This is a genomic window from Streptomyces sp. NRRL F-6676 (assembly GCF_000725625.1).
In the GTDB taxonomy this organism is placed as follows: Bacteria; Actinomycetota; Actinomycetes; order Streptomycetales; family Streptomycetaceae; genus Streptomyces.
Genome location: NZ_JOHS01000051.1, coordinates 19,904 through 35,451 on the forward strand (window position 1 = coordinate 19,904; position 15,548 = coordinate 35,451).

A 15,548-nucleotide genomic window follows, 5' to 3' on the forward strand; every position below is an offset into this window, starting at 1 on the left:
GCTTGGGGGGAAACCACCGGACACCGACCGGACAGCGCCGGTACGGGCGGACGGCCGGGCTCAGTCCCGCCCGGGAACGGTCTCGGCACGCCGGACAAGTTCCCGGAACCGTTCGCCGAGTTGGTCGGAGTCCGGGGCTGGTTCCGAGCCTGCCACCTCCTCCCACCATCGCGCTGATGCCACGTCACCGAGGTCGGCCGCCACGGCTGCGGCCACGCCCGCCAAGTGTGTCCGCGGCCGTTCGTCCTGCTGGGGGGAGAGTTCGGCGGCGGCGGCGAGCATCACGGCGGCGTCGTCCAGGCGTCCTTCGCTGCGGGCGGCCTGCGCGCACTCCGCGAGGACCGCTGGGACCGAGAACTCACTGCCCAGCTTTCGCGCCGTGTCCGCCGCGGCCCGCCAGTGCCGCGCCGCCGAGGTCCGGTCGCCGCGCAACAGCGCGCCGTCGCCGTAGCCGATCGGCACATGCACGGCCGCCCACACGTCGCGCTCCACATCAAGGCGCTTCTTCATCAGGCCCTCTGCCCTGGTCAGCAGAGTCTGTGAACCGTCGAAGTCCTCCAGGCGCAGTGCCGCCGCCGACGCGAAGATCGCCGCCTCCGCGGCCAGCGAGGCGTCATCGATCCGCTCGGCAAGGCGCATCGCCCGCTCCGCCGTGGTGAACAGATCCGCGGCCACGCGATTGGACCCGGCGCGCGCCACCAGCCAGCGGGCCCGCCCATGTTCGCTCAGGTCGTCCTCCCGCAAGCGGTTGGTCCAGGCGAGGGTTTCGTGGGTGTGCCCGGTCATCCACAGCGGCAGCCACACCGACCACAGCAGCTCGGCGGCGGCGTCGTACTGGCCGGTGTCGACGAGGTGGTCGAAGCCGAGCCGCAGCACATGGCGGTCGGTCTCGACCCGCTCGACTGCCGTCATGTCGCCGCGGCCCCGGATCCGCGCATCGTGTTCGCGTCCCGCCCGCAGGGCCCATCGGGCCACGCCCCGACGGACGTGTTCCCGGTCGGCCGGTTCGAGGGTCTCGACGGCGTACCGGCGGACCGGTTCCAGCAGCCGGTACCGCGTGACCGGCTCCATGTCGTCGGCGCGAGCCACCAGGGAGTGCTCGATCAGCTCGGCAAGTGCCCCTACTGCATCCGCCGCGTCCGGCGCGGCGATCGCGTCGACGGTGTCGAGGGAGAAGCTGCCCGCCAACATGGAGAGCCGGGGAAGCAGGCGGCGGGCCGCGGGGCCGAGCATCTGGCAGCTCCACTCGATGGTGGCCGCCATGGTGCGTTGCCGCGCCGGCAGGTCCTGTGGGCCGGCCACGGGCAGTTCCGTGAGCGCGTCGATCCGCTCAAGCAGCGCCCGCGGCCCCAGCCGGGCCGCAGCGGCGGCCAGAAGTTCGATGGCCAGGGGCAACCCGTCGGCCCGTCGGCACAACTGCGCGACGGCACTGTCGTCCGCCCTCCCCACGGGCGGCGCCCCGGCGGCGACCAACCGCTCGCCGAAGAGCCGCTCCGCCGCGCTCGGACCGAGCGGGGCGATACGCACCTCACGTTCCCGGCGTACGCGCAGCGGGACACGGCTGGTGGCCAGGATCATCGTGTCGGAGGAGGCCGTGAGCAGCTCGGCCAGGTGGGGGCCGCAGGCCGTGACGCGCTCCAGGTTGTCGAGCACGAGCAGGGCCGACGTCCCGGCGAGATGCTCCGCGAGTCCGGTCACGGTGTCGGCGGCGCAGGCTACCGCGCGGGCCACGGCCGCGAGGGCGTCGTCGGGTTCGGTCACGTCGGTGAGATCGGCGAAGTACACGGCGCCCGGGCGCTCGGCGGCCATCACATGAGCGGCTACGAGGGCGACGGTGGTCTTGCCCACCCCGCCCGGACCGGTGAGCGTCACCAGCCGGCCCGGCGTGGTGCCCAGGGCGGCGACGATCTCCGCGACCTCGTCGTCACGTCCGACCACCTCGACACTCGGCGGCGACGGCGTGCGGGGCATCAGCTTGCGGGACGGCATTTCGAGCGCCGCGTCCCCGGCCCGGCCCAGAGTGGACAGCAGCGCCATGCGGTCGGCGTCGCAGAGGTGCAGCGCCGTGGCCAGCGCCCGCACGGTGTGCGGCTGGGGTTGGGTCCGTCGCCCGCGTTCCAGCGCGCTGACCGCGTCGACGGACACCTTGGCGGCGGCGGCCAGCTCCTGCTGGGTCAGCGACCTGGCCTCCCGTAACTCCCGCAAGAGCGCCGCGAAGCTGATCGTCTTCCGGGCCGGCCCCGCTGAATCGTTCACGATGTCGATTATGCCCGCCGGGTCCGGACGGCTGTCCGGACGGCTGTCCGGGCGGTGTCCCGGCAGTGTCCGGTTGTCGGGCAGCACCTCCGATGTTCATGATCGACATGACAGGACGAACCCCCGCTAGGAGATCTACGCCATGCTCCCCCAGGCCCTTCAATCACTGCGCGACGCGATCAACTCCCACGTCCCGGAACGGATCGCCGGCTGTTTCACCGAGGACTACGTCGCCGAACGACCGCTGCGACCGGCCGAAGGGTTCATCGGTTCCGGCGAGGTCGCGGCGAACTGGACGAAGATCCTGGCCGGGCTGCCCGACCTCCACGTCGAAATCCTGCGTCACGCCCAGAACGGCGACGAACTGTGGTCGGAGTGGGAGTATCGAGGCACCGCCCCGACCGGGGCGACGGTCCTGCTGCGCGGCCCGGTCATCCTCACCACCCGCGACGGACGGATCGCCTGGGCCCGGTTCTACCCCGACCCGGTCACCATGGAGGGCCCGATCCACACCACCGTCTCCCAGGTGCTGGACGCACCGGCCGAACGGATCTTCGCCGTGCTCCGCGACCCCCGCCGCCACCCCGAACTCGACGCCACCGGCCGACTGCGCCACGCCGAGACCTCTCAGTCGCTCGCCGCCGTCGGCGACACCTTCGTCATGGCCATGCACAGCGAGGAGCACGGCGACTACCGGATCGAAAACCGCGTCGTCGCCTTCACCGAGAACCAGATCATCGGCTGGGCCCCCGGACAGCCAGGACAACGCCCGATCGGGCACCGCTTCACCTGGAAGCTCACCCTGACCGACGACGGCCGCACCGAGGTGACCCTCACCTACGACTGGGCGGCGGTCACACACCCGGCACACCTGGTGCGGCTGCCGGTCGTCGCCGCCCACGAACTCGACGCATCGCTGACCCACCTGGCCGCGGCGCTGGCCTAGCTAGGCAGTCTCATTTGGATCACCGGGCAGAGCAGAGGAAGAAGCCGGCAAGGTGGAGTCCGGCCAGGTGGATGGTGGCGGTCTTCTCGTAGCGGGTGCCGATGCCTCGCCACTGCTTCAGGCGGTTGATGCACCGTTCGACGGTGTTGCGCTGCTTGTAGGTCTCGCGGTGTAAGGCCGGTGGCCTGCCGCCCTGACTGCCCCGGCGTAGCCGGTGCCTGCGCTGGTCGGCGGGGACGGGGATCACTGTCCGGATGCCGCGCTGCGCAGGTGCCCGCGGGCCGCGCGGGAGGAGTACGCCTTGTCGGCCAGGACCACATCCGGCCCGGTGCGAGGCCGTCCGCGCCGACGGGGAGCGCGCAGGCGAGCCATGACCTCGGTGAAGGCGGGTGCGTCACCGGCCCGGCCTGCGGTGAGAACGAACGCCACAGGCCGGCAGCGGGCATCGGCAGCGAGGTGGATCTTCGTGGTCAGCCCGCCCTGGGACCGGCCGATGGCATGGCCGTCCGGTTCACCGGCCGAGGCCCCTTTTCTGCGGACCCCGGCCGCGTGCTGGTTAGCCCGCACGATCGTGGAGTCCACCGAGACGGCCCCGTTGAGGTCCTCGTCAGCACCGACCTGGGCCACCAGGGCGGTGAACACCCGCTCCCACGTACCGTCGACGGCCCACACCCGCAGCCGGTTGTAGACACCCCGCCAGTTTGCCGTACCTCTCTGGCAGATGGGCCCACTGCCTGCCGGTCCGGAACTCGTCGGCAATCGCGTCAATCACCTCACGATGGCCCTGCCGGCGGCCACCCCGCTTCGGCGTCCGGTCCGGGAGCAACGGCTCGATCCGCGCCCACCGCGCGTCAGTCAACGGCACACCCGGACCAACGACCGACTGATCCAACAACACCCCCACGCTGTACACCGACCCAGCGGGCTGTCACCCGACGACCCGGACGGCCGCGTGGGCGGCATCGGTTAGAACTTGTCCAGGCGATCTCTGAGCAACGGCGACTGACCCGCGAATTTCGTTGTCGAAGGTCTCGCCCAGTGAGGTAGAAGGGCGGCATGGACACCGCCGTACTTGAGCAGATGCTGGATGAAACCTTCGATCACGCTGTCGTGCACCACGGATACACCAACTACATACGCGACTACGAGGTCATCGTCTACGCGACGGCTGATCCCCGTACCGGCATCACGCCGTCCCATCTGCGCTACCTCTTCAGGTACTGCGTTGAGGCACGGTGCGAGACATCAGTGCCGGCCGGGACCTGGCGGGTCTCTTTGGACGACCGGCTCATCGACCACGAAGCCGGTGTCGACCTCGACGGATACGTCTGGGGCGTGAAGTGGCACTGCCTTTACCCGGGCGCCAAGCTCCTCCCCGGGTCGGAGGCGACCCGACGCTGGTCGAAGGCCCTCGGGATCGACTTCCACGAGGTACGCATGGAGACCAACGCGCACAACCTGACCTTGATCTTCTCCGACCTGCAGGTGAGCGACGTCTCGGTTGGATATGCACCGTTCGTCACGGAGTAGGGGTCAGGGTTCATGTGATCTTGTGGCTGGCGTGTGTTCGGTCGTTCTACCTGTCATGGGGCGAGGTGATCTGAGTGATGCGGAGTGGGAGCTGCTGCGGCCGTTCCTGCCTGTCAGTAACAGGCGTTGTGGCAGGTGGCGGGACCATCAGCAGGTGATCGACGGGATTCTGCACCGGGTGCGAACCGGCGTGCAGTGGCGTGAACTGCCTGAACGGTTCGGACCCTGGAAGACCGTGTATGAACGTCACCGGCTGTGGTCGGCTGACGGAACCTGGGAGCGTCTGCTCCAGCAGATCCAGGCCGCGGCCGACGCCGCAGGCGAGATCGACTGGGATGTCGCGGTCGATTCCAGCATCGTCCGCGTCCACCAGCACGCGGCCGGCGCCCGCACTGAACCGCCACCAGCCCTCGCCTCCAAAGGGGCCGAACCGAACGAACACCAGGGCGAAACGCCGTGGCAGAGCCTCGTCGCCCGCCTGGTGGAGGTGGTGCAAGCGGTGAGGGCCTGGGTCGCTCGCGCGGCGGGTTCACCACCAAACTGCACCTGAGCGCGGACGGCCTATGCCACCCACTGTCCCTGACCGTCACGCCCGGTCAGCGTGCTGACTGCACCCATCTCAAACCGGTGTTGGAGAAGATTCGAGTCCAGAAACCCGGGCCGGACAGACCTCGCGAAATGCCCGACAGCGTCGCCGCCGACAAGGCCTATAGCAATCGGCCCTGCCGTGAATACCTGCGTCGTCGGGGCGTCCGGCACACCATCCCGGAGAAGACTGACAGCCAGGCCGCCCACCTGTGCAAAGGCTCGCGCGGCGGACGGCCACCCGGCTTCGACGAAGAGCGGTACAAGAAGCGCAACACCGCGGAACGGGGAATCAACCGACTGAAGTGAAACCGGGCTATGGCGACTCGCTACGACAAGCGCGGCTACGTCTTCCTCGGAACCGCGACCGCGGCAGCTCTCACCATCTGACTCCGGACATAATCGACCGGACAAGTCCTAGATGCTCGGCATCTTCGGCGACGCCTTCGCCGACGTCGTCAAGTCACCGTTCGTGTTCCTCAGGGACGCGCACGACGCCTTCACCGGCCAGAACGGCGGCGCCAGAGCCTTCGTCGACAAGTACCTCCCCGTCCGCCCCGCCTACCGCCTCTACCGCGCCGAGAACATGTTCCGCCAACAGGGCTGCGACGCACTCGCCGACCTGTATGGCGAGGCAGCCGACGAACTCGCCCAACAGATCGTCCTCACCGGCGTCGGCGGACTGGCCGGGGCCGACGAGCAGCTGTGGATGCTGAGGCCGAAACATCCATCCTGGGTTCCGAGGGACTGGGGCCCAAACCTGGCGACCTCGACCTCACTGCCAAGACGTTCGACGAGGCGGAGGGTCGCATAGCCGAACTCCTGGTGTCCGAAGAAAGAACGTGAAGGCGCTCAAGGAATCGGACATCGACGGAGTGAGGACCGCGGACGCTGAGGTGAACGGGATTCCGACGGACCTCAAGAGCCTGGACCCCGGAGCCACCGCGAACACAGTGAAGAATCAGTCGAACAAGGCGAAGGGGCAAGCCCGACATGCCAGCATCGAAGCGAGAGCTAGTGGACTGGGCGAAGCAGCAGCCCAAGAGGGACTGGGGAAGTTTCTGCGCAACAATCCACCCGGACGGATGGACTACATCCGCGTCGTCGGCGACAGCTACAACATCACCTACCCCTGAAGAAGTACTGGCTGGTCCTCGTCTTCGATCTCCAGATGGTCCTCGAAACGGCTGCCCCACCGGGACGAAGCCCGTTCCCACCTGTCTCATCTGCATGAACTATGAAAGAATTCCTACCCCAGCGGCTTCCCACTCAAAGGCGGCGGTGTTACCTCGGAATACGGAGGCATCCCCCGCAAGACACCGATTGGACAGACTGATGATGGAAGTGGAAGAGGCAGCCGAACTGGCCCAGAGATATCTGGACGAGGCGGTCAGTCACGAGGGCATGACCTTCGCGCTCGTCGAAGGGGAACACGCCCAGATAGGAAGAAAGTTTTACTTCGACTGCCAGTCGGTCGCCTATCTGCGCAGTGGGGATATCCGAGACATGGCCGTTGGTGTGGGTTACGTGCGCGTCAATGGAGAAACGGGGAAGTGTTGCATGCTAGGAGCAGTTGAGTCTGCCCGACTAGATCTCTTTTGACCCTCACGGCGGAAGCGACCGCAGCGGCCAGTAGCCACACCGACGGACCAGGCGGCTTTTCCTTCGCCACGCACTACGCTGACGCGGAGTTCACGAGAAAGCCGGAACCGTGACCCGGAAAATTCCGGAATCGCCCAAGTCGCCGAAATTTCAGGGATATGAGTTCCATATTCCCTCATCGGCCTTCAATCTCTTCAATGAACCCAGGCGGGACAGCGAAATTGGCATATCATCCTGACGACATCTCCCAGCTCGATCTGATGGGCTACCTGGAAAGGAACGAAAGCCGATTTTTCCGCGCCGGATCCTACGATGCCATCGAGCTGGCTGGGATGATCGCCACGGAGGCCCTCACGCTGGGAGCAGGGAAGGTGCACATTCAATCCGACGGCGAGTGGCTGACCGTCGCCGCAGACCAGGACTGGCTCGAAGGCAAAGAGTGCGAGGCGTTCCACGCTATCGCACCGTTTCCACAAGCTGGACCCAACAGCATGCTGGCGGAGATCCTCGCTTTCGTCTTTTCGGCGGGTGTGACCACTGCAACAAAATCAGGATCCAAGGTGATCAAGGGTGACGCGAACACCCCCACCTACCCTGTAGACCAAGACATAGCGAGGACAGTCTCATTCAAGCGCCAGCGCGAATCTCGACTGGCCGAGTGAGTTTCAAGCGGGCGCATGAACTACGGTTCATGCGGCCACACATTTAGCCATTTCAGCACGACTTCGAACGCGTGATGGTTTTGGTGCGCGCAACGGGCAGGGCCCCCGTGCCGTTGGGTGAGGTGTTCGGAGTCTCAACCTGCCGATCCAGAAGCCCTGTTGGTTCCCTGTCCTGCCACACTCGACCTGCCTCATGCTCTGGTCGAGTGGGTCACGATGCTTGTCGTCACCCGTGCGAGTGACCGCCGCTGCGAGCTTCCGCCGCACCAGCGTGCCCTCGCCGCTCTCGCCTACCTGCGCCAGCACGACACGCTCGCGAAGTCGTGGGTGCCGCCAGCGGAGTCTGTACGGATCAGCGTGCGCCGACCTCGCCGACATTTCTTCGGCAGCTGGGTCAGCGCCAGTTGGGTGTGCCGATGTGATCGGCAGCCGTGTTCGAACCCGCGTTGCCCGGCCTGAGGAGGGCGCCGACCGGTTCTCCGGTTCCGCCGGGGCCGTGGTCGACGAAGGCTGTCAGGGGGTAGTGGCCGTAGGTCTTCTTCCAGGTCGCGGTCGCGTCCTGCTTGTCGGAGTGCTCCACCGAGACCGCAGAGCGTCGCCGCTGCCCGCAGGCCCGCTCAGGGTGCCGGCGGTGGCGGAGTGAAGGGGAGCAGGTTCACCAGGTCGGTCAGCTCGGTGGGGGTGGGTTCGCGTTGCATGAAGACGATGCGGTAGAGGATGAAGCCCAGCCAGCTGTCGACCACGGTCTCGATGGGCAGGTCGGCCGGGAGTTCGCCGCGCTCGATTCCGCGGCGCAGCAGCAGCGCCCCTGGTTCGCTGCGGGCGGCCACCACGTCGCGTAGGTCGGCACGGCCTGGCTCGCCTCGTTCGGTGAGGGCGGCGGCCACCACGCTGGGGTCGCCCAGCAGGGTCAGGGCGGCGACCAGGTCGGCGAGCTGGGTGAGGACGTCTTCGCGGACGGAGCCGGTGTCCGGCAGCGGACCGGGACCGAGCTGGTCGGCGACGGCCTCGGTGACCACGGCCGCCTTGTTGGGCCACCAGCGGTAAAGGGTCATCCGGGCCACTCCGGCCCGCTCCGAGATGCGTTCCATCGTGACCTTGTGGAAGCCGAGCTCGGCGAGCAGTTCGCGGGTGGCCCGCAGGACGTCGGCGTGCGCCTGGGGATCACGCTGCCGGCCGCGCCGGGGACGGGGAGCGGGTGACTGCGTCATGAGACCTCCGGGGCCCTCTGGGAATTCCTAGACAGTACGTATTGTCTAATAAATATGTCAGGTCCGTCGGACGTCGGACCGCGGCGGCGACCCTGCGAGTGCCTCTCGATGATCACCACCGCACCACATTCTCTCCAGGAGGTTCCTCATGAACAGCAGGTTCGACGGCCAGGTCGTCCTCATCACGGGCGGCGGCTCCGGTCTGGGCCGGGCCACCGCGGTCCAGCTCGCCACCGAGGGCGCCCGGCTCGCGCTCGTCGACGTCAGCGCCAAGGGCCTCGAGGAGACCGCCGCCGCGGTCGAGAAGGCCGCCCCGGGCACCGAGGTGATCCAGGTGACCGCCGACGTCAGCCAGGAGGCGGACGTCGAGCGCTACGTGTCGCAGGCCAAGAACGCCTTCGGCCGGATCGACGGCTTCTTCAACAACGCCGGCATCGAGGGCAGGCAGAACCTCACCGAGGACTTCGGCACCGACGAGTTCGAGCGTGTGGTCTCCATCAACCTTCAGGGTGTCTTCCTCGGCCTGAAGCACGTCCTCGCCGTGATGCGGGAGCAGGGCAGCGGCACCGTCGTCAACACCGCCTCCGTGGGCGGCATCCGCGGGGTGGGCAGCCAGTCCGGTTACGCCGCCGCCAAGCACGGCGTGGTGGGTCTGACCCGCAACTCCGGTATCGAGTACGGCCGGTTCGGCATCACCGTGAAGGCCATCGCCCCGGGCGCCATCATGACGCCGATGGTCGAGGGATCGCTGAAGCAGATGGACCCGGCCAACTGGGAAGAGGCGGGCAAGCAGTTCGTCAGCGTCAACCCGATGAAGCGCTTCGGCCGCCCCGAGGAAGTCGCCCACCTGGTCGCCTTCCTCCTGTCCGACCAGGCCTCCTTCATCAACGCCACCGTGGTGGCCATCGACGGCGGCCAGTCCGAGCAGTACTGATTCGCAGAGGGCCGCTTCGGCGCGCGAGGACCGCTCCCTCGCGCCGAAGCCCCCCTCTTGCCCGGTGCCCCGCCGCACGGCCCGGCGCAGCGGGGCCTCGCCGCTCGCGCCGGTCGTGCGGTGGCGCCGCCCCGGATGCCGGGGCGGGCTCAGTCGTCCTGGCGGACACCTTGGGCGCGCGGCTCCCCGATCCCTGCCGGAGCCGGTGGAGTTGGGCAGACGTCTTTGCCCTGTCAGGGCATGGGCCGGCTGGGCAAGGCGGTGACCACGGCGCGGCGAGTCGGCCGGAAATCGGGGCCGGGCTGCGGCGTTCTACGTCCAGGCCTGCGGCGGCCTCGGCGAGCTGTACGCGCCGGTGCTGTCGCTGACGGTCGGCGACGCCGAGCAGCCCGGGCTGCTCTCCTACATCGCAGGGCTGAGGTTCATCCGGATCGAGGCCTTCGACACCGACGCCGCGGTCACCGCCACCGAACTCCTACGCTTCGGGCACTCCTTCGCCGCCGTCCACGCCATCCATGTCGCCCGCCCCTCCCCCGCCCACCCCGGCGGCCGGTACCTGCTCACCCTGACGCCGAAGGCCTACGCGGGCACCGGGGTTCAAGCCGTCCACCCCGGCCAGTAGCCATCCCGCTCTCCTCCTCCGACCCGACAGGCCCTGGCAGCGCGGCTCGAATGAGAGCGTCAGCGGCCTGCTGCGGCAGTAGCTCCCCCAGGGCGCCGACCTCGCGGTCCACATCTGCGTGCATCCGGACGCCGTCGCCACCGAAGTCACATGGTGCAGGGCCCCTCTGAATCCGCTCCGGCGGCAAGGCCTCAGCCCATGCGCGCGGCGTGCCGCGACAGACTGTTCAGGGGGACGGCGCGACGGTCCTCACGTCTGTGTCCGGGAAGTCGCGTGGCCGCGGCCGGCTGCCGCGTCGGCGCACCGGTCGGCGAGGTGGGCGAAGGCCTCGGTCAGTTCGGGGGGAGCGACGACTTCGATGTCGGCGTCGTAACAGGCGATGGTGGCGGCGAGGCTTGCCCATGACCATGCTCCGAGAGTGAGCCGGCACCGGTGTGGACCGACTTCTTCGACGATGCCCTCACGGGTGTAAAGGGCCACCTCGGCGGCGGGCAGGTCGAGGATCACGGTGCCCTGACAGGGCCAGCCGGCGGTCGTACCGTCGGAGCCGCGGAACGTGCCGGTCACATAGGTCGCGACATCCCCGCCGGGCAGTTCGCGTGGAGTGAAGCGGGGCCCGTTGGGTGTGCGCGGGGCGATGCGGTCGGCGCGGAAGGTGCGCCAGTCCTCGCGCTCGAGGTCCCAGGCGATGAGGTACCAGCGCCCGTTCCGGGTGACGATGTGATGGGGCTCGGCCCGGCGCAGGGTCTTGCCCGCATCCTCGGAGCCGTAGTCGAAGCGCAGCACCTCGTGGGCGTGGACGGCGGCGCTGATCGCCGCGAGCACGCCGACGTCGACCGGAGCGGTCGGCCGGGTGGCGGGCGGTTCGACCGCGGTGACGCGCAGGGCTGCTATGCGATGGCGCAGCCGGGAGGGCATGACCTGCCCAAGGGTGTTCAGCGCCCGCCGGGCGGCTTCGGCGAGGCCGCCGCCCGAGGCGGCGGTGACCTGCAAGGCGATGCTCAGTGCGACGGCCTGCTCGTCGTCGAACAACAACGGCGGCAGCTCGGTGCCGGCGTCGAGGCGGTAGCCGCCGTCGGGGCCCTTGATCGCGGCGATGGGATAGCCGAGCTCGCGCAGCCGGTCCACGTCACGGCGCACGGTGCGCAGGCTGACGTCCAGACGGTCGGCCAGCAGGGTCCCGGGCCAGTCCCGGCGGGTCTGCAACAGGGAGAGCAACGCCAGGAGACGGGCGGAAGTTTTCGGCATGCCAGTGATTCTCCCCCGAGTAGGTGCCACACCCTGACACCTACGGCTGCGAATCTCGGCTCACGGCCGGACGGCACCGGCCACCCTCGAGTACGGAGTGAGCAGCATGTTCGATGTTCTGGGCGATGTGAACTGGGCCGGAATCCTGGTCGGCTTCCTCGCCTTCGCGGCACTCGGCGGCGTCTGGTTCGCGCTGCTGTTTCCCCAGGCCTACAACCGGTCCCTCGGCCGCGCCGCCGACGCCAAGCCGCGGACGTCGCCGCTGTTCTTCGCCGGTCCGCCGCTGACGGCGCTGGTCATCACCCTCACCAGCGCGGTCCTGATGGCCGCACTGCACATCGACACCTACGGTGACGCGCTGTTGTTCGGCCTCATCACCGGCCTCGGCTACCTCACCGCCAACACGGTGAACATCGCCATCAACCCCAACTTTCCCCGGCCGCTCTTCTACGCGGCGATCTCCGGCACCTACAACACCCTCGGCAGCGTGATCGTCAGCGTCATCCTGCTGGCCCTCTGAGACCGGCACCACCGCCCCCGCGGCCCACCTGTCCGACGCCCCCTTTCTCTCTCTTCTCCGCACACGCAGCCCCTCATTCTCGACAAGGAGTCCTCACCATGGCGCTCACCACTCACACGCACCTGAACTTCCGCGGCGACGCCCGCGCGGCGCTGGAGTTCTACCAGGCGGTGTTCGGCGGCCACCTCACGGCCGTCACGTACAGCGACTTCGGCATGCCGCGGGATCTGCCCGACGCCGACAAGATCGTCTTCGGTCAGGTCACCGCCGCCAACGGCTTCGCCATCCTGGCCTACGACGTCCCCGGCGACGCCGTGCCCGCGGCCCCGTCGAGGGCCACCACCCGCGAGAACGGCCTGACGCTGACCGGCGAACGGTTCTTCGTCGCCCTCGGCGGCGACACCGCCGAGGAGCTCACCGCGCTGTGGGACAAGCTCTCCGAGGGCGCCGAGATCGTCGAGAAGTTCGGCCCGTCACCGTTCAGCCCCGGCTTCGGGATGCTCACCGACCGCTTCGGCGTCACCTGGATCCTCCAGGTAAACGCCGCCCACGCCGACTGACCAAGACCCCCACCCCCGCATCCGGTCCGGGACGACCGGCCCCACCTCACCCCGCCCCGGACCGGATGCGGCCCCGGAAGGAACAACATGCGCACTCGACCCCTGGGCCGCACCGGAATCCAGGTCAGCCCCTACTGCCTCGGCACCATGATGTTCGGCCCCCTGGGCAACCCCGACCCCGACGACTGCGTCAGGATCATCCACAAGGCGCTCGACGCGGGCATCAACGTCATCGACACCGCCGACGTCTACGGCGGGAACGGCGAAAGCGAGCGCATCGTCGGCACAGCGCTGCGCGGCCGGCGCGACGACGTCGTACTCGCCACCAAATTCAACGGCCCCATGGGCACCGGCCCCAACCAGCGCGGCAGTTCGCGCCGCTACGTCGTCAGCGCCGTCGAGGCATCGCTGCGCCGTCTCGGGGTCGATCACATCGACCTCTACCAGGTCCACCATCCCGACCCCGGTACCGATATCGAGGAAACCCTGGCCGCCCTCACCGACCTGGTCCGGGCCGGCAAAGTACGCGCCATCGGCCACTCCAGCCTGCCCGCCGCGCAGATCGTCGAGGCCCAATGGGTCGCCGAGCGGCGCAACCTGGCCCGTTTCCGCACCGAACAACCGCCCTACTCGATCCTCAACCGCGGCATCGAACGCGACGTCCTGCCGGCCTGCGAACGCTACGGGCTGGGCACCCTCACCTGGAGCCCGCTGGCCATGGGCCTGCTCACCGGCCGCTACCGCAAGGGCAGCCAGGAACAGCCATCAAAGGTCCGCATGCACTTCGTGCCCAAGCATCTGACCGACCAGAACAAGCTCGACGCCGTCGAACGGCTCCTCCCGATCGCCGAACAGGCCGGCCTGTCACTGACCCACCTGGCCATGGCCTTCGTCCTCAGCCACCCCGCAGTCACCTCGGCGATCATCGGCCCGCGCACCATGGGCCATCTCGACGACCTGCTCGCCGGCGCCGGCACCGTCCTCGACGACGACATCCTCGACGAGATCGACGAAGTCGTCCCACCCGGCGTGGACCTGAGCCCGCTCGACGTCTCCTACGTGCCGCCCGCCCTGGCCCAACCCGACCTGCGCCGCCGCAGGCCGAACGATCGCGCGGCGGCGAACTGACACAGCCGTGAGGAGGCCCGGCCGCGCTCCCTCGGCCGGTCCCCCGCACATCGAAAACCTGCACCAGCGCGAGCCGATGGCGGCCGAAGGCCGGCCGGTTGGGGCTTGCCGCGACGAGCCTCGCCGGCACAGTCAGTCACGGACGCGGGCGCATCCGCGTGCATACCCCTGTGCCTTGACATCTCCTCCCAGAGTTTCCAGGCGTTGGGCCGGCCTTCCCTCCAGCACGGATCAAGGTATGGCTTGCCGTTGTCGAGCCTGGTCACACGGTGACGAGCGTCTGCGTCAAGTCGCGGTCAGGGCGAACGTCGCCTGACCCAGGCTGAGGGGCCAGGGCCAGCCTCACCAGAGGTGCAGAAAGCTCCTGACGTCGTCGAGACCGTCAAGTGCCCGACCGTCCACGTCCGACGGATCCATCTCGGCACGCGTCGCCAAGGAGTGAGCCGGCGCAACGGCCTCATCGCTGAGACGTCCGAACCGCCGAGCGGTATGTCCCAGGCACAGGCCGGCCAGACCAAGCAGCGGGCTGCCAGACACAGCCCGCGTTCCGACCCGCACGCACCAGTGCTCGACGAACTCCCGACCGTCGTCGTTCAAGGCACTCCCGACCAGAGCGTCCGCCGCCTCGGGCTCATGCACCCGGTTCCCAAGCGCTCCATGAATGCGCAACGCAGGTTCTCTGCCCGAATGGTTGTCGTTGTCGAGCCCACGATCCAGGGTCCGTGAAAAAGGCTTTGACGCGCGGTTCGCTGTTCGTCGATGGTGAGCGGACGTTCGGACCGACCGGGTCCGAACCGCCGCGTCGGCGGCGACATCGCAGCGAGGGAGTTGTGCATGATTGTTGTGGCGGCCGCTTCGGGGGCTTTTGGCCGGTTGGTCATCGACCAGTTACTGGCCCGGAGGCCGGCCGATCGCGTCGTAGCCGCGGTGCGCGATCCCGACGGAGCTGTCGATCTCGCCGCTCGCGGTGTCCAAGTCCGCCTCGGTGACTACGATGATCCGGCGTCGTTGCGCACCGCGTTCGAAGGAGCCGACCAACTGCTGTTGATCTCGTCTCCGGAGCTGGAACCCTCCCGCCGCGTCGGCCAGCACCAGGCAGCCATCGACGCGGCCCGCGCCGCCGGAGTCGGCTCGATCGCCTACACCAGTTTTCTGGGTGCCGATACCCAGGCCAGCGGCGTTACCGCCGCTCACCACTCCACCGAGCGCGCCCTGCTCGCCAGCGGACTGCCCCACACACTGTTGCGCCACCCCTTTTACAGCGAGGCCTTCCTCAACCCGGGCCTGCACGCCGCCGTCACCTCGGGTGAACTGGCTGACGGTACCGGCGGGCGCGGTATCAACACCGCCTTCCGCAGCGATCTTGCCGCGGCCGCCGCCCGCGTCCTCACCGAGGACTGTCACATTGGCCGCGCCTACGACTTCACCGGCGGCCTGTGGACGTACAACCAGCTCGCCCGCGCACTCAGCCGCATCTCCGGCAAGCCCGTCGCCCGCCGAGACCGGAACGACCGCGCGCCCGGCGCCCAGGGCTGGCTCGAGGAGCAGGTCCGTGCCGGCGCCCTGGAGCAGCAGACCGACGATCTTCAGCACGTCCTCGGTCACCCAGCCACTACCCTCGACCAGGCTGTCACCGCAATCCTCACCCAACCCGCCCCATCGGCCGCCGGCTCTGCCCTGGAGTGAGCGTGCGCCATTGAAGGTACCGGCAACTGAACTGGGGCCATTTCGTTTGTTTCGAACG

At 68.5% G+C, this 15,548-nt stretch carries 15 protein-coding genes and 4 pseudogenes; 14 read left to right on the forward strand and 5 right to left on the reverse strand.

Features of this window, described 5'->3' with window-relative positions; genetic code table 11:
- Positions 1-60: 60 nt before the first annotated feature.
- Positions 61-2,256, reverse strand: coding sequence for an ATP-binding protein (locus IO29_RS25650; protein WP_030377361.1), 2,196 nt, complete (start codon positions 2,254-2,256; stop codon positions 61-63).
- Between the two features lie 142 nt (positions 2,257-2,398).
- Here IO29_RS25650 and IO29_RS25655 point away from each other — a divergent pair, with 142 nt between their 5' ends.
- A complete protein-coding gene (locus IO29_RS25655) occupies positions 2,399-3,202 on the forward strand; it encodes a nuclear transport factor 2 family protein (RefSeq protein WP_030377360.1) in 804 nt (267 codons plus the stop codon).
- 19 nt (positions 3,203-3,221) lie between these two features.
- Here the strand turns inward: IO29_RS25655 and IO29_RS36985 are convergent.
- A pseudogene (locus tag IO29_RS36985) lies at positions 3,222-4,094 on the reverse strand (IS5 family transposase).
- A 164-nt stretch (positions 4,095-4,258) separates the two neighbouring features.
- Here IO29_RS36985 and IO29_RS25670 point away from each other — a divergent pair.
- The 7 genes and pseudogenes from IO29_RS25670 to IO29_RS37000 all read left to right on the forward strand — a co-directional run.
- Positions 4,259-4,732 carry a YxiG-like protein gene (locus tag IO29_RS25670; protein ID WP_030377357.1) on the forward strand — a complete coding sequence of 158 codons (474 nt, stop codon included), beginning with the start codon at positions 4,259-4,261 and terminating at the stop codon, positions 4,730-4,732.
- A gap of 55 nt (positions 4,733-4,787) precedes the next feature.
- A pseudogene (locus tag IO29_RS39075) lies at positions 4,788-5,707 on the forward strand (IS5 family transposase).
- A gap of 31 nt (positions 5,708-5,738) precedes the next feature.
- Positions 5,739-6,131, forward strand: a complete 393-nt coding sequence (locus IO29_RS25680) for a hypothetical protein (RefSeq protein WP_030377355.1) — start codon at positions 5,739-5,741, stop codon at positions 6,129-6,131.
- Between the two features lie 28 nt (positions 6,132-6,159).
- Positions 6,160-6,453: a CdiA C-terminal domain-containing protein gene (locus IO29_RS36995; RefSeq protein WP_078618049.1), complete on the forward strand. Its 294-nt coding sequence runs from the start codon at positions 6,160-6,162 to the stop codon at positions 6,451-6,453.
- Positions 6,454-6,652: 199 nt separating this feature from the next.
- Complete coding sequence (locus IO29_RS25685; protein WP_030377354.1) at positions 6,653-6,919, forward strand: hypothetical protein; 267 nt, start codon at positions 6,653-6,655, stop codon at positions 6,917-6,919.
- Positions 6,920-7,116: 197 nt separating this feature from the next.
- On the forward strand, positions 7,117-7,581 hold the full coding sequence (locus IO29_RS25690) for a hypothetical protein (protein WP_158709269.1): 465 nt from the start codon (positions 7,117-7,119) through the stop codon (positions 7,579-7,581).
- Between the two features lie 159 nt (positions 7,582-7,740).
- Positions 7,741-7,902, forward strand: a pseudogene (locus IO29_RS37000) (IS5/IS1182 family transposase); the annotation flags it as partial.
- Here the strand turns inward: IO29_RS37000 and IO29_RS25695 are convergent.
- Both IO29_RS25695 and IO29_RS25700 read right to left on the reverse strand, forming a co-directional pair.
- Positions 7,893-8,155 (reverse strand): annotated as a pseudogene (locus IO29_RS25695) (transposase); the annotation flags it as partial. The pseudogenes IO29_RS37000 and IO29_RS25695 overlap by 10 nt on opposite strands.
- A 43-nt stretch (positions 8,156-8,198) precedes the next feature.
- A complete protein-coding gene (locus IO29_RS25700; RefSeq protein WP_030377351.1) occupies positions 8,199-8,792 on the reverse strand; it encodes a TetR/AcrR family transcriptional regulator in 594 nt (197 codons plus the stop codon).
- A 148-nt stretch (positions 8,793-8,940) separates the two neighbouring features.
- Between IO29_RS25700 and IO29_RS25705 the strand changes: the two genes are divergently transcribed.
- Together IO29_RS25705 and IO29_RS25710 are read left to right on the forward strand one after the other, a co-directional pair.
- Complete coding sequence (locus IO29_RS25705; protein ID WP_030377350.1) at positions 8,941-9,726, forward strand: SDR family oxidoreductase; 786 nt, start codon at positions 8,941-8,943, stop codon at positions 9,724-9,726.
- 355 nt (positions 9,727-10,081) lie between these two features.
- Positions 10,082-10,348, forward strand: a complete 267-nt coding sequence (locus IO29_RS25710) for a PIN domain-containing protein (RefSeq protein ID WP_234307363.1) — start codon at positions 10,082-10,084, stop codon at positions 10,346-10,348.
- A 249-nt stretch (positions 10,349-10,597) separates the two neighbouring features.
- Here IO29_RS25710 and IO29_RS25715 read toward each other — a convergent pair whose 3' ends face one another.
- Complete coding sequence (locus IO29_RS25715) at positions 10,598-11,596, reverse strand: helix-turn-helix transcriptional regulator (protein WP_030377348.1); 999 nt, start codon at positions 11,594-11,596, stop codon at positions 10,598-10,600.
- 106 nt (positions 11,597-11,702) lie between these two features.
- Between IO29_RS25715 and IO29_RS25720 the strand changes: the two genes are divergently transcribed.
- The 4 genes from IO29_RS25720 to IO29_RS25740 all read left to right on the forward strand — a co-directional run bounded on the left by IO29_RS25720 (position 11,703) and on the right by IO29_RS25740 (position 15,490).
- The gene (locus tag IO29_RS25720; protein WP_030377347.1) at positions 11,703-12,116 is read left to right on the forward strand and encodes a DUF1761 domain-containing protein; all 414 of its coding nucleotides are present in this window, start codon (positions 11,703-11,705) and stop codon (positions 12,114-12,116) included.
- 98 nt (positions 12,117-12,214) lie between these two features.
- The gene (locus tag IO29_RS25725) at positions 12,215-12,676 is read left to right on the forward strand and encodes a VOC family protein (protein ID WP_030377346.1); all 462 of its coding nucleotides are present in this window, start codon (positions 12,215-12,217) and stop codon (positions 12,674-12,676) included.
- Between the two features lie 87 nt (positions 12,677-12,763).
- Positions 12,764-13,804 (forward strand): aldo/keto reductase, encoded by a 1,041-nt coding sequence (locus tag IO29_RS25730; RefSeq protein WP_030377345.1) that lies wholly within the window; start codon positions 12,764-12,766, stop codon positions 13,802-13,804.
- An 834-nt stretch (positions 13,805-14,638) separates the two neighbouring features.
- Positions 14,639-15,490: an NAD(P)H-binding protein gene (locus IO29_RS25740; RefSeq protein ID WP_199806947.1), complete on the forward strand. Its 852-nt coding sequence runs from the start codon at positions 14,639-14,641 to the stop codon at positions 15,488-15,490.
- Positions 15,491-15,548 lie beyond the last annotated feature (58 nt).